The organism is Thermosynechococcus sp. HY596 (assembly GCF_030518715.1).
In the GTDB taxonomy this organism is placed as follows: Bacteria; Cyanobacteriota; Cyanobacteriia; order Thermosynechococcales; family Thermosynechococcaceae; genus Thermosynechococcus.
Genome location: NZ_CP130346.1, coordinates 130190 through 148946, shown reverse-complemented (window position 1 = coordinate 148946; position 18757 = coordinate 130190). Strand labels below are relative to the sequence as shown.

At 45.0% G+C, this 18757-nt stretch carries 19 protein-coding genes and 1 pseudogene; 15 read left to right on the top strand and 5 right to left on the bottom strand.

The features are described 5' to 3' along the window. Positions 1 to 54: 54 nt before the first annotated feature. Together pseC and pseB are read right to left on the bottom strand one after the other, a co-directional pair. Entirely contained in the window at positions 55 to 1218 is a 1164-nt protein-coding gene (gene pseC, locus QYC28_RS00720) for a UDP-4-amino-4,6-dideoxy-N-acetyl-beta-L-altrosamine transaminase (RefSeq protein WP_302679689.1), read from the bottom strand. Then, entirely contained in the window at positions 1219 to 2247 is a 1029-nt protein-coding gene (pseB, locus tag QYC28_RS00715) for a UDP-N-acetylglucosamine 4,6-dehydratase (inverting) (protein WP_286668845.1), read from the bottom strand. 146 nt (positions 2248 to 2393) lie between these two features. Here pseB and QYC28_RS00710 point away from each other — a divergent pair, with 146 nt between their 5' ends. The 5 genes from QYC28_RS00710 to QYC28_RS00690 all read left to right on the top strand — a co-directional run bounded on the left by QYC28_RS00710 (position 2394) and on the right by QYC28_RS00690 (position 7813). Beyond that, the gene (locus QYC28_RS00710) at positions 2394 to 3461 is read left to right on the top strand and encodes a hypothetical protein (protein ID WP_302679688.1); all 1068 of its coding nucleotides are present in this window, start codon (positions 2394 to 2396) and stop codon (positions 3459 to 3461) included. A 7-nt stretch (positions 3462 to 3468) separates the two neighbouring features. Further along, entirely contained in the window at positions 3469 to 4554 is a 1086-nt protein-coding gene (locus QYC28_RS00705; protein WP_302679687.1) for a glycosyltransferase family 2 protein, read from the top strand. Further along, positions 4544 to 5461 (top strand): glycosyltransferase family A protein, encoded by a 918-nt coding sequence (locus QYC28_RS00700; protein WP_302679686.1) that lies wholly within the window; start codon positions 4544 to 4546, stop codon positions 5459 to 5461. The genes QYC28_RS00705 and QYC28_RS00700 overlap by 11 nt, the downstream gene beginning before the upstream one ends. A 139-nt stretch (positions 5462 to 5600) precedes the next feature. Then, complete coding sequence (locus QYC28_RS00695; RefSeq protein ID WP_302679685.1) at positions 5601 to 6545, top strand: bifunctional 2-polyprenyl-6-hydroxyphenol methylase/3-demethylubiquinol 3-O-methyltransferase UbiG; 945 nt, start codon at positions 5601 to 5603, stop codon at positions 6543 to 6545. After that, on the top strand, positions 6542 to 7813 hold the full coding sequence (locus tag QYC28_RS00690) for a glycosyltransferase family 4 protein (RefSeq protein WP_302679684.1): 1272 nt from the start codon (positions 6542 to 6544) through the stop codon (positions 7811 to 7813). The genes QYC28_RS00695 and QYC28_RS00690 overlap by 4 nt, the downstream gene beginning before the upstream one ends. Here QYC28_RS00690 and QYC28_RS00685 read toward each other — a convergent pair. After that, the gene (locus QYC28_RS00685) at positions 7743 to 8702 is read right to left on the bottom strand and encodes a histone deacetylase (protein WP_302679683.1); all 960 of its coding nucleotides are present in this window, start codon (positions 8700 to 8702) and stop codon (positions 7743 to 7745) included. The two genes, QYC28_RS00690 and QYC28_RS00685, sit on opposite strands and share 71 nt — an antisense overlap. Continuing rightward, positions 8677 to 8805: a DUF29 family protein gene (locus tag QYC28_RS13230; protein ID WP_149817236.1), complete on the bottom strand. Its 129-nt coding sequence runs from the start codon at positions 8803 to 8805 to the stop codon at positions 8677 to 8679. The genes QYC28_RS00685 and QYC28_RS13230 overlap by 26 nt, the downstream gene beginning before the upstream one ends. A gap of 48 nt (positions 8806 to 8853) precedes the next feature. On the opposite strand from QYC28_RS13230, the gene pseF reads away from it, so the two are divergent. The 9 genes and pseudogenes from pseF to QYC28_RS00650 form a co-directional block, all read left to right on the top strand. Next, positions 8854 to 9561, top strand: a complete 708-nt coding sequence (pseF, locus tag QYC28_RS00680) for a pseudaminic acid cytidylyltransferase (RefSeq protein WP_149817234.1) — start codon at positions 8854 to 8856, stop codon at positions 9559 to 9561. Between the two features lie 79 nt (positions 9562 to 9640). Continuing rightward, entirely contained in the window at positions 9641 to 10732 is a 1092-nt protein-coding gene (gene pseG, locus QYC28_RS00675; protein WP_286626151.1) for a UDP-2,4-diacetamido-2,4,6-trideoxy-beta-L-altropyranose hydrolase, read from the top strand. Between the two features lie 25 nt (positions 10733 to 10757). Continuing rightward, positions 10758 to 11813, top strand: a complete 1056-nt coding sequence (pseI, locus tag QYC28_RS00670) for a pseudaminic acid synthase (protein WP_149817230.1) — start codon at positions 10758 to 10760, stop codon at positions 11811 to 11813. 56 nt (positions 11814 to 11869) lie between these two features. Next, positions 11870 to 12550 (top strand): bifunctional 2-polyprenyl-6-hydroxyphenol methylase/3-demethylubiquinol 3-O-methyltransferase UbiG, encoded by a 681-nt coding sequence (locus QYC28_RS00665; protein ID WP_149817228.1) that lies wholly within the window; start codon positions 11870 to 11872, stop codon positions 12548 to 12550. A gap of 7 nt (positions 12551 to 12557) precedes the next feature. After that, a complete protein-coding gene (locus QYC28_RS00660; protein WP_149817226.1) occupies positions 12558 to 13712 on the top strand; it encodes a hypothetical protein in 1155 nt (384 codons plus the stop codon). Between the two features lie 36 nt (positions 13713 to 13748). After that, positions 13749 to 13886, top strand: coding sequence for an SAF domain-containing protein (locus QYC28_RS13140; protein ID WP_310828674.1), 138 nt, complete (start codon positions 13749 to 13751; stop codon positions 13884 to 13886). Between the two features lie 136 nt (positions 13887 to 14022). After that, positions 14023 to 14094 carry a hypothetical protein gene (locus QYC28_RS13225; protein WP_399363159.1) on the top strand — a complete coding sequence of 24 codons (72 nt, stop codon included), beginning with the start codon at positions 14023 to 14025 and terminating at the stop codon, positions 14092 to 14094. Positions 14095 to 14143: 49 nt separating this feature from the next. Then, positions 14144 to 14281, top strand: a complete 138-nt coding sequence (locus QYC28_RS00655) for a hypothetical protein (protein ID WP_190278136.1) — start codon at positions 14144 to 14146, stop codon at positions 14279 to 14281. Positions 14282 to 14429: 148 nt separating this feature from the next. Next, positions 14430 to 14620, top strand: a pseudogene (locus QYC28_RS00650) (IS630 family transposase); the annotation flags it as partial. A gap of 154 nt (positions 14621 to 14774) precedes the next feature. Here QYC28_RS00650 and QYC28_RS00645 read toward each other — a convergent pair. Next, the gene (locus QYC28_RS00645) at positions 14775 to 17831 is read right to left on the bottom strand and encodes a glycoside hydrolase family 38 C-terminal domain-containing protein (RefSeq protein WP_302679682.1); all 3057 of its coding nucleotides are present in this window, start codon (positions 17829 to 17831) and stop codon (positions 14775 to 14777) included. A 128-nt stretch (positions 17832 to 17959) separates the two neighbouring features. Here QYC28_RS00645 and QYC28_RS00640 point away from each other — a divergent pair, with 128 nt between their 5' ends. Beyond that, the gene (locus QYC28_RS00640; RefSeq protein WP_302679681.1) at positions 17960 to 18754 is read left to right on the top strand and encodes a hypothetical protein; all 795 of its coding nucleotides are present in this window, start codon (positions 17960 to 17962) and stop codon (positions 18752 to 18754) included. The last annotated feature ends 3 nt before the right edge of the window (positions 18755 to 18757 follow it).

The window sequence follows — 18757 nt, the reverse complement described above, 5'->3', positions numbered from 1 at the left end:
GCTTTTACCTGAGCTATTTTCAATTCTAGGGGAGGGACTGTTGGCGTCACGGCCTTAAGCCAAGACTTGCTTGAGTGCCTGAATCACTTGATCCTGTTGAGCAAGGGTCAGTCCATAATACAGTGGCAAGCTAATCGCTTCTTGGTAGTAGGCTTCGGCGTTGGGAAAGTCTCCCCATTGAAAGCCCAATTGCTGATAGTAGGGTTGGGTATGTACAGGAATATAGTGCAGATTCACCCCAATCCCAAGGGCGCGCAGGGCTTCAAAGACTTCGCGATGGGAAGTTTGAATCTGGTCTCGCTTCAGGCGAATGATGTACAGATGCCAACTGGAGCGGGTGTCAGGATGCTGAAAGGGGAGCGTGAGGGGCAAATCAGCAAGGTATTGATGGTAGCGTTGGGCTAAAAAACGCCGCCGCTCGACAAATAGATCGAGGCGTTGCAGTTGCCGTAGGCCGAGGGCGGCTTGGAGGTCGGTCATGCGGTAGTTAAAGCCCAGTTCCAGTTGTTGGTAGTACCAAGGGCCGTGGGAGTCGCTCACCATTTGTTGGGGATCGCGGGTAATGCCGTGGCTGCGCAGACGGATAAGGCACTGGTAGAGGTCTGGATCATTGGTGAGAACGGCACCGCCTTCACCCGTGGTGATAATCTTGACGGGATGAAAGCTAAAAACCGCCATCGTCGAGAATTCACAGCAGCCAATGGGTCGGCCACGGTACTGACCCCCAAGGGCATGGGAGGCATCTTCAATAAGCATAAAGCCATAGGTCTGCGCCAATTCAGCAAGGGCAGCCATCTCACAGGATTGCCCTGCCAAATGAACAGGAATGACGACCTTGGGAAGCGTCCCTTGCTTTTTGGCCATTGCTAGCTTGTCGGCAAGGGCAGAAACACTCAGGTTATAGGTGTGGGGGTCAATATCAACAAAATCCACCGTGGCACCACAGTAAAGGCCACAATTGGCGGAGGCCACAAAAGTAATCGGCGATGTCCACAGGCGATCGCCCCCCTGTAGCCCCGCTGCAATACAGGCGAGGTGAAGTGCCGCTGTAGCACTACTAACCACAACGGCATACCGTGCACCACAATAACTGGCCAGTGCTGCTTCAAACTCGGGAACCTTGGGGCCTTGGGTCAGCCAGTCCGATTGCAGGACGTCAACGACAGCCGCAATATCCTCTGGCGTAATGTCTTGGCGACCGTAGGGAATTGTGCCCATTTAGCCCCTGCCTGGAACAAAGTTCGGGTCAACGTGTTGGCGAATCAGGGCGCGTAGCTCCTCGACACTAAGGAAGCGATCGTTGGTGCCAGAATTATAGCTGAAGCCCGGTTTAACCCGTGTTGCCCCTGTTTGGGCACAGTACTCTTCTAGCGTGAAGCGTCCCTGAGTTGGCAAAATGGCATAGTATTGACCCAAATCAACCGTGGTATAAGAATCGGAAGTGGTAATCATCTCTTCGTGGATCTTTTCCCCTGGACGGATACCCACAAACTGTTGCTCACATTCCGGGCAAATCGCCTCTGCAACATCGAGAATGCGGTAGGAGGGAATTTTCGGCACAAAGATTTCGCCCCCCCAACTGTGCTGCAGTGCCCACAGTACCATTTCTACCCCCTCTTGGAGGGAGATATTGAAGCGAGTCATGGCTGGATCCGTAATTGGTAGGCAGCCCTCACAGCGCTTTTTCAAGAAAAAAGGAATCACGGAGCCTCGTGACCCCATGACGTTGCCGTAGCGAACCACACTGAACCGCAGATCACGACCCGCAAAGTTATTGGCAGCAATGAAGAGTTTGTCACTACAGAGCTTTGTTGCCCCGTAGAGGTTGATGGGGGCAGCCGCCTTGTCGGTGGAGAGGGCAATGACTTGCTTGACACCGGTGTCGAGGCAGGCTTGAATGACGTTTTCGGCCCCCATGACATTGGTGCGAATAAACTCAATGGGGTTGTATTCCGCCGCAGGCACTTGCTTCAGGGCAGCCGCATGAACCACAATATCGACCTTGTTCAGAGCCCGGCGTAGGCGATCGCGATCCCTAACATCGCCAATGAAGTAGCGGATACCTGGATACTTTTGGTAGGGGAACTCCTGAGCCATCTCGAACTGCTTTAGCTCGTCACGGCTAAAAATGACGAGACGTCGAATATCAGGGAACTGCCGCAACACCTCCTTAACAAAGGCACGGCCAAACGACCCTGTACCCCCCGTCACAAGTACGCCACTCTCTTTCGTTAATCCTTGAGGCATTCTTGTAGATCCTCTCCACTACTTCTATGCTTCAATCCATCAATCGCAAAAAATCCCATCGAGCGACCACGGCGAGCTTGCTCTTGACAACTGCCTTGAAAATCGGTTAAATCGAGGTATTTTAATTATCATAACGTAAATAAAGCATGAAGAAGCCTATCAAACCTCAAAAAATTTGGCCAAACTATGAGGATATAAATCCTTTCGAGGGTTTTGATGATGCATATCTCGAATATATCTGTTCGGAAAAAGTAGATACTGGAATTAAGAGTAATTTTGCAAGACTTCCTGCTTTATTTTGGCCTACAGAGCTTTATAGTTTTGGTCGTTGCTATCGTTTATGGTTAAAGTGGCCTGATATATTACCAATACCGGTCTACGGAGATCATGGTGTAGCACTTTCAGGGGAGCTTCAGGAACATGAGATAAATAATAAAGCTGCTTACTACCTATCTTGGTATAAACAGAGAGTTATTAGTATTGAAAGATACCAAATTAAGAAGGTGGTTCATATAACACATCCATGGGTGATCTATAGAAAAATAGCTGGTTATAATCTAAAGGAAAAAGCAAAAGGCACTTTGATTTTTTATCCACATTCCAATGATGGAATTGAGATCATAGATTATGATTGGGATGAGTACTTCCACAATCTGGAATCATTAGAAGATCGCTATAAACCATTTGTTATATGTATGCATATGCATGATGTGAAAAAGGGTTACCATAAGAAGCTTAGAAAGTACAATATACCAATAGTCAGCGCAGGCGAAGCACTAAGTCCGCTGTTTGTAGATAGGTTTTATGACTTAGTCTGCAATTTTCTTTATGCAACATCGCCAACAGGTGGTAGTGAGTTGTTTTATTGTGAAGAAATAGGAATTAAATACTTTATACTTGGTAAAGAGCCAGTCTACTACAATTTTTCTCATCATCAAAATCCATTTGGTGTGCTTAAGCCAAGAGATGAAGTGGCAATGATATCGCATCAAATCAAGAAAGAATTATTCTCTAGCTTACCTCCAGAAAACAGTTACGAGAAAAAGCAATTTGTAAGTGATGTATTAGGGTTAGAATTGGACTTGCCAGCAATCGCTAAAACACTAAGGACAATATTTGTTGTTGAGATGATCAGGCTTCTACCGATAGCATATCTAAATATCCTACTCAGGCTGAAATCTAAGTTATTTTTTAGGATAAAATCCCTATTTTGATTCTTAAATGTTAACTGTAAGTTTATCTATAGTAGCCATGTATCCAATGAAAAAACTTGAGTTTCTTATTCCATCATATAAAAGACCACAAACACTAGTAAGAGCGATACAGTCTATAACAACTCAAGTCAAACAATTTGAATTAGCTGACAAAGTAAGTATTGTAGTTGTTGATGACTGTACTCCAAACTTTAGCTGTGATGACATAAGAAAGCAAATCAATATATTACCAGAAATAGTTGATATAAGGACTAATACTTATAACAAAGGTATGAGCCTAAATATTCGTGATATGGTTTTTGAATCTTCTGCTGACTTCGCCTGCATCTTAACTGATGATGACTACTTACAGCCGAACATCTTAATTGATATAATTAATTTCATAGATAACTTAACTAGCTACGAAAATAACACAAATGTACAAATAGGTTCATTTTTTGTGCCAAGATATTCATACTTAGAAGATGGTTCTCTTCATTGTGTAGTGTGTAAGCCATTTGAGCAAGATACCTTAATACCGCGTGGAACCATAAACTCAATTCGCTATTTACATAACGGATTTATATTAACTGGGCTTTTCTTCAAGCCCAAACTGATAAACTTTAGTTTGTGGAATGAAAATATTGAAAATGCTTTTTTCCCACTTATTTATTTTTTTGATTTACTATTAAAATATGATTGCTTCTTCATTAATAGAAACTGGTTTGTTCATACAGTTCTTAATAGGTGTCACTGGGAAGCGTGGGGAACAACAGATTACGAAAGGACAAAGCGGCTGTACACTGACTACATGAAGGCTATTACTATTTGCACTAATATATCTATTGATTATGACAAAAGAACTACAAGTACTTATATTCATTACCTTAAAAAAATCTTTATCCTTATAGAAGAAACTAAGAATTACCGAAACCAAATTAAGAGTGTTATCCGTTCTGGTCTATCTCTAGTAGATATAAAGGGTGTCAATGACCTTACAAAGCAAAGGCTGACATTTCGTTTAGCAGTCGTGATAAGCTACATTGATTTGATTTTATTTCGATTTATCTTAAAATTTATTCGGAATTTACGAATCTTGACCTATGGTAAGTAGCCCGGTATTACTTCTAGTGTTTAATCGCCCCAAAACTACTGCAAAAGTGCTTGAAGCGATTTGTCAAGTCAAACCCAGAAGGTTCTATATAGCTGCAGATGGTCCTAGACCTGACTATGAGGGCGAAGCAGAGAAAGTTAGACAAGTCAGGGAGATTGTTACGCAAGTAGATTGGCCTTGTGAAGTTAAAACTCTTTTTAGAGAGAAGAACCTAGGATGTAAGGTAGCCGTCAGTAGTGCCATTACTTGGTTTTTTGAGCATGAAGAAAAGGGGATTATTCTAGAAGATGACTGTTTGCCCCATCCTGACTTTTTTAGGTTTTGTGATGAATTGCTTGAATACTACGAACAAGACGAACGGGTTTGGGTTATCACGGGAAACAACTTTCAGGATGGGCAGTGGCGTGGAAAAGCTAGCTATTATTTCTCTAAATATAATCACTGCTGGGGTTGGGCTACGTGGAAACGGGCATGGTCTAAATACGACGTAGACATCTCATTTTGGCCGGCGTGGAGCAAATCATCAGCGTGGCAAAATCTTCACTTTAACTCTGTTGAGGAGGGATACTGGCGTAAGATTTTTAATCGAGTGTATTCAAGTGAGATTAATACATGGGACTATCAATGGACGGCCTGTGTCTGGTATCATGGAGCCTTGACGGCAACACCCAACGTTAATCTTGTAAGCAATATTGGTTTTGGTTCTGATGCAACTCATACAAAGACTGCAGGTCATATTCATGCAAACTTGCCCGTTTTTCCAATAGGAGAAATTCAACATCCAAGTGAAGTGGCTGTTGATGTAGAAGCAGATAAGTATACCTTCAATGAGCACTTTGGTGGCAAGCGTATGCGTTTTCCTTCTTCACTAATTAGAAGCATAGTATCGAAACTAGTTCCTCAGTAAAGCCAATTGATTGTTTTTTTCTTCTTTTAAGGGAAGAATATGACATTTCTTCCTTTTTTCTAGCCTCTCAAACTATCTTTCAACACTTCTGAATCCAAGTGACTAGCAAAGGTTTTTTTGTTAACAAGGAGACACTAAAATGAGCTTAGTACACCCTAAGTCACCTTTGACAAATCAAGAAAATACAGTATGTCTCAGGTCAATTTCTACGGAGAAAATTTACCAGAGATGGTACGATATTTTTGGTATCAAGTTGTTTGATAAATTTCTTTCTATAAAAGAGATTATGCATTGGAAATGTTTGGATACTGGTTTTGAATGGTACACTCCTGCTGAAGCCGCTGGTGATGGTTCTCTTTATCAGCAACTACAAAAATTTCCATGGTACTATATGTCTGATAAGTGGGAGTTTCATGCTGCTCTAGACTATATTCAACCATCATCAAAAGTTCTTGAAGTAGGTATTGGTGGTGCAGGCTTTTTACAACTAGCACGCCGAAAGGGTGTTGATATTGAAGGAATGGAAATTAATCCTGAAGCAATTCAAAATGCCCAGAAACTAGGTTTTATAATTTACCCAGTCTCAATCGATGAATTTCTAAACCAATATCCAGATCAAAAGTATGACGCTATTTGTGCTTTTCAGGTGATTGAACATATCCCCGACTCTATCTCATTTCTAACTAAATTAATCAATATTTTGCGGCCAAACGGCAAGTTAATTCTCTCTGTACCTAATTCTGAAGTCTTACGTAAAATTGATCCAAGCTATGAAAACCTCCTTGATCAGCCTCCTCATCATATGTCTCACTGGTGTAAAAGTGTTTTTAATTACTTACCTAACATTCTGCCCCTAGAGGTTACTAACCTATTAGAAGAGCCTCTACAAAGTTATCATGTGGAAGGATTTGTTGTTGGTTATTGTCGAAATTTTCTTAAAACTAAACTGAGACTACCCAATCTAGGATGCCGATTACTTGCAAACTATGTTACTCTAAGTCCAATTAGTCTTCTCTTGAAGTTAGGAATAAGTAAAATGCTTCCAGGGCATACTTTACTAGCTGTCTTAACTAAAAAGGCATGATGAAAGCGCTTCACTTAAATACGTACGCGGATACAGGTGGCGCTGCAAAAGCTGCTTTAAGAATTTGTCAATCTCTGCGAGGTATTGATTGTAATGCCTCGATGGTTGTTGCTTCCTCTCAAATGAAAGAGACTTACATCTTCTCTGATAAGAATCCACTTGGCTCGATTAAATATAGTTTCCTTAATGATTTGTCCAAAATTTTTATTAAGCTATCTGGTTTTAGAACAGAGAATAAAATTCTTCATAGCCCTAATCTATTTTCCTGCTATTCCACGGCATTTCTCGAATCACTGCTACCTGATATTATCCATTTTCACTGGATCGCAGCGAATCTGTTAAGTATTGAGGAAGTTGCCAAGTTAACGCAGCCACTTGTTTGGACACTGCATGATATGTGGGCATTTTGTGGTGCAGAACACTACACGGAAGACTTGCGCTGGCAAGAGGGCTATTACCCCCATAATCGTCCTTCCTATGAAAGGGGGTTTGATCTTAATCGCTGGACATGGAACCGTAAGCGAAGATATTGGCAAAAACCTATACATATCGTTGCACCGAGTCACTGGTTAGCAGACTGTGTTCGACAAAGTGCACTGATGCATAATTGGCCTGTTAGCGTGATTCCTAATCCAATTAATACTGAGCAGTGGTACCCCTATCATAAAAAACAAACACGCCAAAACCTAGGCCTACCAACAGAAGTGCCAATTGTTCTGTTTGGTGCAATGGGGGGTGGCCGAGATGTGCGCAAAGGGTTTGACTTACTCAAAGAAGCCTTGGGTTATCTCAAAAATAGAGGTCAACAGTTTCAAATAGTTGTTTTTGGTGAATCTGAGCCTCGTAAGAAACTAGATTTGAAATTTCCAGTTCAATACACGGGTCATATTGATAATGAAGAGCATCTTTGTAAGCTGTACAGCGCAGCAGATGTGATGATTGTGTCCTCTCGGCAGGATAATCTTCCCAATACTGCTATTGAAGCGCAGGCCTGTGGAACACCAGTAGTTGCCTTTCGTATTGGCGGACTACCCGATATTATTACTCATCAACAAACAGGGTACTTGGCTCAGCCCTTTGATGCAACTGATCTTGCTGATGGTATTCAATGGGTGTTAGCGGATTCTCAGCGTCATGCTGAATTATGTGACCAAGCTCGTGCGGACGCAGTGAGGAAATTTGCCTATCCTGTGGTGGCTAAGCAATACCTTGCGGTTTATGAGGAAGTTCTCGAGCGGCATCGTCAACAACCGTCGCCTGTACAGTAGCAACCAGCGATCGCCCCAAGGCATTAAGGTTGTACCCTCCCTCCAAGCCAATGACAATACAGTGAGTGATCTGCAAGCACTGGTGCATCATCCAGCCATAGTCTGCCTCCTGTAATTCAATGCTAGAAAGGGGATCATCGCGGTGGGCATCGTAGCCCGCACTGATGATAAGCACATCTGCGCCAAATTGCTGCAAAAAGGGCATGACTTGATCTTGAAAAGCAGTGCGATAGGCCGCTCCAGTGGAGCCTGTGGGCATGGGTAAGTTGAGGACGTTATTGTAGGGGCCGCGATCGCCCCCATCCCCCGTATAGGGATAGGCAGGAAACTCATGGAGCGAACAATAGGCAATCTGAGGATGGTCTTGAACCAGTGCTTGGGTACCATTGCCGTGGTGGACATCCCAATCGAGAATTGCGACTCGTCTTATCCTTGGCAGATTGAGGGCATAGTGGGCAGCAATGGCTGCATTCGCTAGTAGGCAAAAGCCCATTCCCCGCTCCCGCAACGCATGGTGGCCGGGGGGGCGTGCCAAAACAAAAATCGGTTGCTGCCGCTGTACAGCTAAATCTACCCCATCGAGCCACGCCTGTACTGCTAACCGCGCCACGCGATCGCTCTGGTCATTGAGGTAGGTATCGGGATCTAGCCAGCCGCCCCCTTCTGCTGCAATCCGCCTTAATTGGTCTAAATACACCCGACTATGTACCTTTTCCAACCAAGGAGTTAATCCTTCTCCGACAGGCGTAGGTTCACGCCATTCTGCTGCTGGAAATGCTGCCTGTAAGTGCTGACGGATGGCCACTAACCGTTCGGGTCGCTCAAAGTGAAATTGGCGGCAGCGGTGTTCGAGGAAGCGATCGCTATAGATAAAGACAGGGGAAAACATAATTTAATCCATCCAGATCTGCCCATGCCTTATTGACAAGAGCTTGACACTGCTCTTGCGTCCACGCATAAAAATCGGTATTGTAGAGCGCAGGATGACTCATAAAGAGAACCAGTAAACTACTGACGAACTATACTGCAACCCTAACATAATGAAAGTCGCGATTATTCCTGCGCGGGGAGGAAGCAAGCGAATTCCTCGTAAAAACATCCGTAACTTCTGTGGAAAGCCGATGATTGCTTACGCGATCGCGATCGCTCAAGACTCCTGCTTATTTGATCGCATCGTTGTTTCTACTGAAGACCCAGAGATTGCTATTATTGCTTCTCAATGGGGTGCAGAGGTTCCTTTTGTGCGGCCAGCTTCCCTAGCTGACGACTATGCAGGCACCACACAAGTCATTGCTCATGGTATTCAAGTATTGCAAGAGCAGGGTTGTCATCCTGAACTAGTGTGCTGTATTTACCCCGCCGTGCCGCTGCTACAGGTTGATGATCTCAAAGCTGCCTTCGACATGCTACTTAGTTCTAATGCTTCCTATGTTTTTCCCGTAACGAACTTTCCTTCCTCCATACAGCGAGCTTTACGACGACATCCATCTGGTCAGATGGAGCCTTTTTATCCAGAGTATGAGCAAGAACGCACTCAGGATTTAGAGCCTGCTTATTATGATGCAGGTCAGTTCTACTGGGGCAGAACTGAAGCATGGCTTGCAGACATCAGTATTCATCAGCAAGGTATTGGTCTTGTCATTCCCCAGTGGCGGGTTGTGGATGTCGATACCCTTGAGGATTGGCAGCGTGCCGAACTTCTGTATAAAGTACTGTACTCTACTGAAGTGGTGCAGGATTCATGGTAGTCATTTTCTACTGGGGCTTTTCTTATCTAGGCTGTTTGAAAAACAGAACTAATACCATTGTTCAGGAAACATTATTTATATGCGAAGATTAGGTAATATTGCGATTAGGGTAGAGGCTAATTCAGAGATCGGCCTAGGACACTTACGACGTTGTTTAACCTTAGCAAAACAGTTATTTGAAGATGGCTTTTGTGTCTACATTGTTTCTCTTTCGTCAATTAGCCACGATCTTTTACAGGGTTTTCATCATATTTGCATGAGAAACATTTATAGGAATCTGGCCCAAAGTAATATATTTGCTAATAACTTTAATAAAGAATTACTTGATGCTGAATGTACATTAATAGCAATTAGAAACTTGTCAATTGATTGGGTAGTACTAGATAGCTATAATTTGGGGATTTGGTGGGAACAACGAGTTGCTGAATCTGGATATAAAATACTGGTGATTGATGATTTTCGTAATAGAGAACATTATGCAGATATAGTATTGAGTGATATTGATATCCCTTTTGATAAAAATCTGCTAAAGAAATCAACTAATTGTCATCAATTAGTAGGCTTAAGATATGCATTAATTGATTCACATTTTATTGCTGTAAAGAATAGTGATCAAGACTGTACTGTACAAGATAATAGAAAGAAAATTCTGATTTCCTATGGTGGAAGTGATCCTACAGGAGAGACAATTAAAGTGCTAAAATCAATAAAGTTGCTAATGAAAAGTCATCCTAGCTTTAAACAAGAAGTTAGTACTGATGTAGTAGTTGGTTGTTTCAATTCACAGCTAAAAACAATTAAAAAAATCAGTAAGAACTTAGATGAAGTAAAAATTCATTATGCTCCCGAGAGCTTAGCAAATCTGCTTAAGAATGCTGATATTTTTTTAACTTCGGGAGGCAACTCTATGATAGAAGGTTTATTTATGCAAAAAAAATGTTTAATTACAACAACAGCTGAAAATCAAATTCTCTCTGTTATGTGCTTACTTAAACAAAACCTTATTAACTACTTAGGTCATTACAATAAGGTAAATTCTCATATTATATGTGACTTCTTGTTAAAGGCTATAAAAAATCATTCAGGTTTTAAGATCAACCACAATCCGGTATGCGATCATCTAGGGGCTAGCCGAGTAAGCCATATGCTACAGTTAATCATGAGCAAGTAAATCCATAAAAATTTGAAGTAATAGTATGAACACATCTATTTCAATCGGTTCTAAAATTATTGGACAAAGTTATCGTCCCTTAATTATTGCCGAAATGTCTGGTAATCATCATGGTAATATAGATAGAGCATTTGCTATTGTCGATGCTGCGGCTAAAAATGGTGCAGATGCTATAAAGTTACAAACTTTTACACCTGATACTTTAACTATTGATAGCAAACGTCATGAGTTTCTTATAGATGATTCTGAGAGTCCATGGTTTGGTAAGTATCTCTGGGATTTATACTCTGAGGCTTACATGCCTTGGGAATGGCAGGAGGAGTTATTTAAATTTGCTCGCAATAAAGGTTTGGCTTGCATTAGTACTATATTCGATATTTCTTCATTAGAATTTCTCCTATCTATTGGAGTCGATGCTATAAAAATTGCATCATTTGAGCTTATTCACATCCCTCTACTGTCAGAAGCATCCTGTTGCGGTAAACCATTGCTCCTTTCTATTGGCATGGCAACATTAGATGAAATACAAAAAGCTGTAGAAACAATCAGAAAAAGAGGCTGTGAAAACTTTATTCTACTAAAATGCACTAGTGCCTATCCTTCAACTGAAAAAGATGCTAACATCTTAACAATACCAGACTTGAGAAGTCGCTATAATTGTTATGTAGGATTATCTGATCACACTTTGAGTCCTTATGCTGCGTTTGCTGCCGTTGCTCATGGAGCAGTGATGATTGAAAAGCACTTTACTTTATCCCGTTCTGAAAGAGGAGTGGATTCAAGTTTTTCAATTGAGCCCGCAGAATTACACCAGCTTCGACTAGGTACGGAGATGGTTTGGGAAAGTTTAGGCAAAGTCTGTTATGAGCCGTTATCATCAGAAAAAACTTCACTGAAAGAACGTCCCTCGATCTATGTTGTGAAATCTATTAAAAGCGGAGAAACATTTACGCATGAAAACGTCCGTATTATACGACCTTCAGGGGGATTACTACCTGAGTTCTACGACCAAGTAATCGGAAGAAAAGCCAAAGTTACGATGGAAGCAGGCACTCCTCTATCTTGGGATATAATTGACTAACTTCAGCCAACTGTTTAAATCTTAAGAGTATAAATAATTCTCAAGAGGAAATATCGATGAACGACTATCTTCAAACAAATGCTCGTTATTGGTCAGGAACTTACAACGCTCCAAACGTAGAGAGCTTTATTTTTAGGTTTTATGGCAGAATCCTGAAGTTTGACTACGGTATTGACGGCTCAGGACATGAACGTTTACTAGATTTTGGTTGTGGACAAGGTGCTGCCTTGGCCTTTTTCGATAATTTAGGATTTGATTGTTTCGGAGTTGATATTGCGGCTAACGATATTGCCGTTGCTCGTAGCAGAATGCCACATATTGCTTCCCACTTTGCTGTCATTGATCCTAAACCTAATCCAGAGCAAATTTTCTTTGGAGGTAACTTTGATATAGTTATATCGATTCAGACCTTAGACTTTTTGTCGAATACAGATTTTGATTTAGCAATTAGGTGTCTTTATGACAATATGAAAGTTGGTTCCAAAATTTATGCTTCTATGAATGGATGGGCGCACTACTATAGAAATCACGCAACTTATGTTGGGGACGGTTTGTGGCATGTCCAATTTAAGACTGACCGTTTAGACTATGATCTTTACCTTAACTTTGTGAGAGATAAAGAAGAAATGGCGAAGAAATTTTCCTTGTTTAGGCCTGTGTATCTAGATTACTATGACTACTCCTTTCGTGAAGAAGGGAGCGAGTTGAGATATACTTTCTTTGGTGTAAAGGAGTGAATTAGCAATGAAAATAAAATCTAATAATGAATGGGATAAACTTAGGACAGTCGTCGTTGGCACAGTTGACAATTTCTCTCCGGGATTAGAAGTTATAGATGGTTCAAGATCATTTGAGCTTTTGACAAAGGCTGAAACTATTGCCCGTAAAGCCTACCCCCAATGGTATTTAGATGAAGTAGCTGAAGATTTAGAGGTATTGTGTAGTATCCTACGAGAAGCTGGAGCTCTGGTTTTACGTCCTTCATGGCATGAAGAATACCACACCTTTAGCACTCCGAATTGGTCGGCATCTGGTTTTGATATATATAATGTTAGAGACATTCACATTGTTTTTGGAAATACTTTAATTGTCAGCGCTCCATCATCTAGATTTAGATTATTTGAGTTTTATGCCTTTCAAGACCTACTCTACAAGTATTGTTTTGATGAAGGATTTAGATGGATATTTGCACCACCACCAAAGTTAAGAGGGGGATATCGTCAGCTATTGCAACGTCCTTTAACTGATCTAGAAAGCGTGGAAGATCAAGTACACCAGCAGCTAAGCGGTGGAATAAATGAAACATTTCACCGCCTGTCTGAGGATGAAATTATTTTTGATGCTGCTAACATAATTAGACTCGGAAAAGATATCTTATACTTAGTTTCTTCGACTGGAAATCATAAAGGAGCCAAATGGCTTGCTGATGTGTTAGGTAATGAGTATAAAGTTCATTTGACGTATACCTATCGATCCTCTCACTTAGATTCAACTATATTACCTCTTTGTGAAGGAGTGGTTCTCTTGAATGGTTTTAGAGTAAAAGAGTCTACATGTCCTGAAGTATTTAGTAAGTGGGAAAAAATATACTTTACAGAGGTTGTACCCGTGCCTGAAACTGAAGTCTCCTTTCATAATGAGGTGCGCCTTCCTATATATGAAGAATTATTATCCATGGGTGTTATTTCTCATTTAAATACCATGAGTTCTCCTTGGGCAGGATTGAATGTGTTTTCCATCGCTCCTGATACAGTCTTGGTTCATGACCAGCAACTCCCCCTAATTAAAGCCCTCGAAACCAAAAGGTTTACTGTTATTCCTGTCAGAATGCGTCATTGCTACACAATGCTAGGTGGTTTGCATTGCACCACTCTAGACCTTGAAAGAGACCACAGGTAGTGGGTAAAACAAGCTATTAAAGAGGCGGCAGGGGAAGTGATTACGCCAGAGTGTATTCGTTCAATTCGCCCCGGGTATGGGTTGCCTCCTAAATACTATGAGGTACTGCTAGGCAAGCGAGTGAATCAAGCCATTGAGCGGGGTACGGCTGTTTCATGGGAGCATATTGGCTGAGTTTGTACTATCTGTTGTAGTATTGGCCATAATAAGCAAATAATATGGTTTTTTAGATGATAGATGACAGAAAGATTGCTGCATGCTGTAGATTATACCAGCTCTTTGTAACATTAGCCGTCCACAAATTGCCCAATTGCTCCATGGCAACGAGTCCACCATTACTCGCTGGCTGAACGCCTATCGCCAAGGAGGACTCCAGCAGTGATGGCACAGTTGCAGGAACGCCTACAAGACCCCACAGTTACAAGGCCATTGTGCAGTGGCTGCGACAGGAGCATCAGCTTGAGGTCGCCTACCCGACGGTGCATCGCATTGTGCGCAATGTCGTGCCTGTGTTTGCCCCCGAGGTCAATCCCATTGAGCGGTTGTGGCAACATCTGCGAGCAGCATGAGCATGGCAGTCCTTCGAGACGCTGGAAGCCCTGCGTCAAAAGCTGCAAGCTGTATTGTCACAACTGACGGCGGAGGTGATTCGTTCTTTGACGGGCTGGTCATTCATTACACAGCCTTTATTAACCCTATCTTCAAATTGAATTGGTATTAGTAGCAGGACGGTATAGACACCAGAAAGACTTCATCGCCCCAATGCTGTTTTGCGGATATTTGAATGCGGTAGGGTTTGTGATTTGAATGTGATTGAGCACGACTTTAGTGCGCTGAAGCGAGCGCGGATGTATGCAGGGTCAAACAGTTCTATTGATGAGGTGATTCGCAATTATTGTGCTGGATAATGTCTCATTCTTTATTGGAATAGCTATAAGGCAAAAAATGAGCACTCATCAATAGAGTATGGGTAGTGAACTGCCATGCAGTGAGGGATCAATTTGCTTGGCTAAGCGAGATTTGTCTCAGAATCGCCAAGAATCCTCAAGGCGCAATTGCAGGTCAAGGGTGCAGCCGAAAGGCTTGAATTTGCCACGGGCTGAGGGTTACTGAGTCTGTGTCCCCTGCGGGCGTCTCTAGGAGCGTTTGCTGCTCTTTGACTTGCCATGGAATAAACGTTGAGTGCAGCTCCAAGGTGCCCCCTTCACCAACCACTTCAGCGACTCGCAATTGCCAACCCTGTCCATCCTCCGCTTGTTTCAGGGCCAAACATTGAATGTGGGCATCCGACCAATGGAGCAGGTGAGCGTGGGGGGGTAAGGTGCCTGACAAGTTGACAGGGGCGATCGCGCTGCGGAGGGGATGATTAAACTGAGCCGCCCATTGGGAGACAGCAGCCGCTTGCCATGAGCCACTGTGGGGAAACACGCCATAACTAAAGCGGTGGTGGCGGCGATCGCTCGTCGGATCTGGCCAAGTGGGCGATCGCAACAGGGTTAATCGCAATTGATTCGCTTGGGCATCAAGGCCATGCTTGCAGTCGCTGAAAAGACTCACCCCATACTCTGGGGTACTCAGATCCACCCACGTTAAAAAGGGCACCTCCCATTTTGTTTGCTCATGGGCGCTGAGGTGGGGATTGGGAAGGGTCGGGCGCAGCGTAACGCCGCCGGGAGTTTCACAGGTGATCTGCTCAGCCCTGATTGCCAAGGGAAAAGCCGTCTTGAGGAGAATATGTTCCTCCTGCCAGTCAATCACCGTATCAATGCGCAGCCACGGGGTTTGATACTGCAACACATACTCCTGCTGCATCCGCGAGGACTGAAAGCGCCATCTGACCCGTAGTCGCTGCTCCAGTTGATGCCACGTCACCCATTCAATGGCCTCTAGGGTCGCCCCCGGCAGTCGCTGCTGCCCATAGTTGGGGTCAATGTTCCAAGCATCCCAGTATTGCCCCTGATCACGGAAAAATTGCAGTTGATTACCGCGATCGCCCAAGCAGGGACGATGATTCAACTTGTCATACAGGTTAGTGATTTCCCCTGTTGCCGGATCAATTTCAACGTGGAGATAGTTATTTTCTAAGACATAGCCCAAGGGTGGGGTTGGTAACGTATCAGGGCGCGATCGCGGGCAGAGCCACAGCAGTGTGTAGCCAATTCCCGGCACCTCAGGGGTACGAAACGTCAAGCAACCTTGGGGAGCATTCAACTGCGCTGGTAAATCGTAGTCGCCCCGTGGACAATAAACCCGCCAAGAGGAAACCTCCTCAGGGAGCTGTGCCAAGTCAATGTGGACAACCCCGGCGCGATCGCCCACCCCACTATTGAAAATAACCACAGGCATTGCCCCTGCCACGGGGGGGTCGCCGTAGTCTATAGACGCACACAGAGCCGTTTGCGCCGCACCCAGTAACGTTTCTGTTGTTGTCAGGAGTTGCTGCCATGTTGGGTTCACCTCCGCATAAACCTCTGGAATCGAGGAGCCGGGGAGAATATCATGAAACTGATTAAAGAGAAGTTGTTGCCAACAGGCTTTGAGTTCTTCTCTGGGGTAGGAAAAAGAAGTTGTGATTGCCGCGAGGGCACACCAGCGTTCCGCCTCTTGCAGTTGGCGTTGGGCGCGATCGTGGGCAGCCTTTTGATCGCCATGGCTGGTGTAGCAGCCGCGATGGAATTCCAAGTAGAGTTCCCCGTGCCAGACGGTTGTGGGGGGTGTTTCTTGGGTTAATTGTTCCAGATACTGCTGCACCGTTGTCCATTGCCACTGCGGCCCAATACCACCGAGGTGTTGCCAGCGTCGCACCCGTTCCAGCATTGCCGCCGTTGGTCCACCGCCATGATCGCCGACACCGGGGAGCCAGAGACTGCGCCGCGATCCCGTTTGTTGCCACCACTCTTGGGCATAGGCAGCCATTTTTACCGCATCAATGCCCTCGCCAATGGGCGCCAACATCAGGGCATTCACCTCCGCCCCCGCCACATCCCGCCAGACAAACCAACCGTGGGGAAAGCGCGTGGTGTCATTCCAGCGCAATTTTTGAGTGACAAAGTAGCGAATGCCCCCCTGAGCCAAGAAACTGGGGAGCCGTTCCGGAAAGCCAAAGGTATCGGGCAACCAAGCAATGGGGCTAATGCCACCAAAGGCCTGCTGCACGTACTGCTGGCCATAGAGAATCTGGCGGGCAATGGATTCACCGTTAATCAGATTCAGTTCCGGTTCGACCCAAAGGCCTGCCGCTACATCCCACCAACCCGCTGCCACGGCTTCCTGAATCCGCCCAAAGAGTGCCGGGGCATGGGTTTGCAAATAGGCATAGAGGGCGGGGGTGGAGTGGGTAAAGGTGAGTTCGGGATAGCGTTCCTTTAGCTGCAAGACGGATCGAAAAGTGGACTGTGCCACTTGCCAGGTTTCGGCGATCGGCCAAAGCCACGCCAAGTCCAGATGGGCATGGCCACACAGGTGCATGGTGAAGTCCCGCAAGGGGGTGGCGATCGCCTGCATTTTCTCGTGGATCTCCGCCAGCAACGGATCTAAGATGGGGCGCTGTCCATGACTTTCTAAAACGTCCTTCAGCAGGGGTTCAAGGGGTTGCAGGTTGAGGGTTTCACCAAAGATCGCCAAAATGTCCAACTCAGTGGCAACAAAGTCCGGATTCACTCCCGTTGGCAATTCAAACCGCAGGCCTGATCTCACCAAAGCACCGTCATCGTGGCCGGGACTCACAAGATGCAACACCACCTCCCATGCTTGGCCGGGGGTCACTGCCTCCCCTAGGCACAGACTCACCGAATGATCAAATAAATCCCCCTGATGCACCGCCTGACCATTGACATACACCGTTGCCTGATCCGCCCACCACGTGAGATCAAGGTGTAGAGTTAAACCCGCCACACTATAGCCTTGAACCGTCGCGGGTACCGTGATTCGCTGCCCCAACCAGAGGGAGTGCCGACCCTTGGGCCACGCCAAATGCCCTTTAGCATTCACTGCATAGGGGGTCGTCGCCGCATCTTTGAGCGAGGGGGAACTGAGGGGAAACCACTGGGAATGAATCTCAATGACTGCCAATGACTGCAAATAGTCACGAGATTTTTTAACTAATTCTGTCAAGATCATAAAACTTCGTTAATTTTCCTGCGATCGGCCTAGGCCAATTGCTATGCTGGAGGTGTGAGGAGCCGTCATCATTCGTTTAACCAAACTGTCAATAAAATAAGCAAACTTTATTTCAGAGGAGTGACCTCATGGTAACCCGATTTGCGCCGTGGCGGGGCTTTTTGATCTCCTCAGTCTGTGGGATATTGACAGCCCTTGCGATCGCCCCAGTAACGCCTGCCCAAGCCCAGCGACCCTCAGCCCCCGATCAACCCGTAGAAACAGTAGTCACGGATCCGCTTCAGAGTCCTTTCCCCCTCCCTTGGAAATGGATTGACGACGGCCACGCCGCTGCTCTAAAGGCTAAGAAATCTCTCCGCTTGACTCAGCAGACGCCCCAATATCTCTCTCCCGATGGCCGCTATGTGGCACAGGCCACCCTCTACTTCACGGCCCATCCAGAAGCCCATCGGCAACAACTGGTGAGTGTTTTGGAAATTCGCGATCGCCAGAGCGGCAGTCAGCAGCGCATTGAAAGCCTCAAGGAAATGCCGCCTGAATTTTTGGCAGAGGTGCCCCAAGGTCAAGGTCTGATTGCAGTACTGGTTCCGGTCGGCTGGTCAGAAACGGGCAATCGTCTCTTGGTGCGCCAGCTTAGCGGTTTGTTTGCCACCGATTTAATTAGTGATAGCGCGTGGATTTGGCAGGCGGGGATGGGTCATGTGGCCACGGTTTATCCCACCGCTGATGAATACGACTTTGCCACCCTTTTGGGCTGGAGCACCACGGATCCGCAGCGGGTGCTGTTTCAAACCCAAACCCTAGGAAATCCCAAGGCCACGATCTGGGCAGTGGATACTCAAGGCAGCACCCAATTGGCCCAGGGCGATCGCCCCCGTGTCTATGGCACAACCCTACCCGCCACTGCCAATGCCCAGCGTTAGATC

Excerpts from the sequence above, each read along its gene's own strand:
- pseC (WP_302679689.1), bottom strand. The coding sequence starts at position 1,218 with ATGGGCACAATTCCCTACGGTCGCCAAGACATTACGCCAGAGGATATT.
- pseB (WP_286668845.1), bottom strand. The coding sequence starts at position 2,247 with ATGCCTCAAGGATTAACGAAAGAGAGTGGCGTACTTGTGACGGGGGGT.
- QYC28_RS00710 (WP_302679688.1), top strand. The coding sequence starts at position 2,394 with ATGAAGAAGCCTATCAAACCTCAAAAAATTTGGCCAAACTATGAGGAT.
- QYC28_RS00705 (WP_302679687.1), top strand. The coding sequence starts at position 3,469 with ATGTTAACTGTAAGTTTATCTATAGTAGCCATGTATCCAATGAAAAAA.
- QYC28_RS00700 (WP_302679686.1), top strand. The coding sequence starts at position 4,544 with ATGGTAAGTAGCCCGGTATTACTTCTAGTGTTTAATCGCCCCAAAACT.
- QYC28_RS00695 (WP_302679685.1), top strand. The coding sequence starts at position 5,601 with ATGAGCTTAGTACACCCTAAGTCACCTTTGACAAATCAAGAAAATACA.
- QYC28_RS00690 (WP_302679684.1), top strand. The coding sequence starts at position 6,542 with ATGATGAAAGCGCTTCACTTAAATACGTACGCGGATACAGGTGGCGCT.
- QYC28_RS00685 (WP_302679683.1), bottom strand. The coding sequence starts at position 8,702 with ATGTTTTCCCCTGTCTTTATCTATAGCGATCGCTTCCTCGAACACCGC.
- QYC28_RS13230 (WP_149817236.1), bottom strand. The coding sequence starts at position 8,805 with ATGAGTCATCCTGCGCTCTACAATACCGATTTTTATGCGTGGACGCAA.
- pseF (WP_149817234.1), top strand. The coding sequence starts at position 8,854 with ATGAAAGTCGCGATTATTCCTGCGCGGGGAGGAAGCAAGCGAATTCCT.
- pseG (WP_286626151.1), top strand. The coding sequence starts at position 9,641 with ATGCGAAGATTAGGTAATATTGCGATTAGGGTAGAGGCTAATTCAGAG.
- pseI (WP_149817230.1), top strand. The coding sequence starts at position 10,758 with ATGAACACATCTATTTCAATCGGTTCTAAAATTATTGGACAAAGTTAT.
- QYC28_RS00665 (WP_149817228.1), top strand. The coding sequence starts at position 11,870 with ATGAACGACTATCTTCAAACAAATGCTCGTTATTGGTCAGGAACTTAC.
- QYC28_RS00660 (WP_149817226.1), top strand. The coding sequence starts at position 12,558 with ATGAAAATAAAATCTAATAATGAATGGGATAAACTTAGGACAGTCGTC.
- QYC28_RS00645 (WP_302679682.1), bottom strand. The coding sequence starts at position 17,831 with ATGATCTTGACAGAATTAGTTAAAAAATCTCGTGACTATTTGCAGTCA.
- QYC28_RS00640 (WP_302679681.1), top strand. The coding sequence starts at position 17,960 with ATGGTAACCCGATTTGCGCCGTGGCGGGGCTTTTTGATCTCCTCAGTC.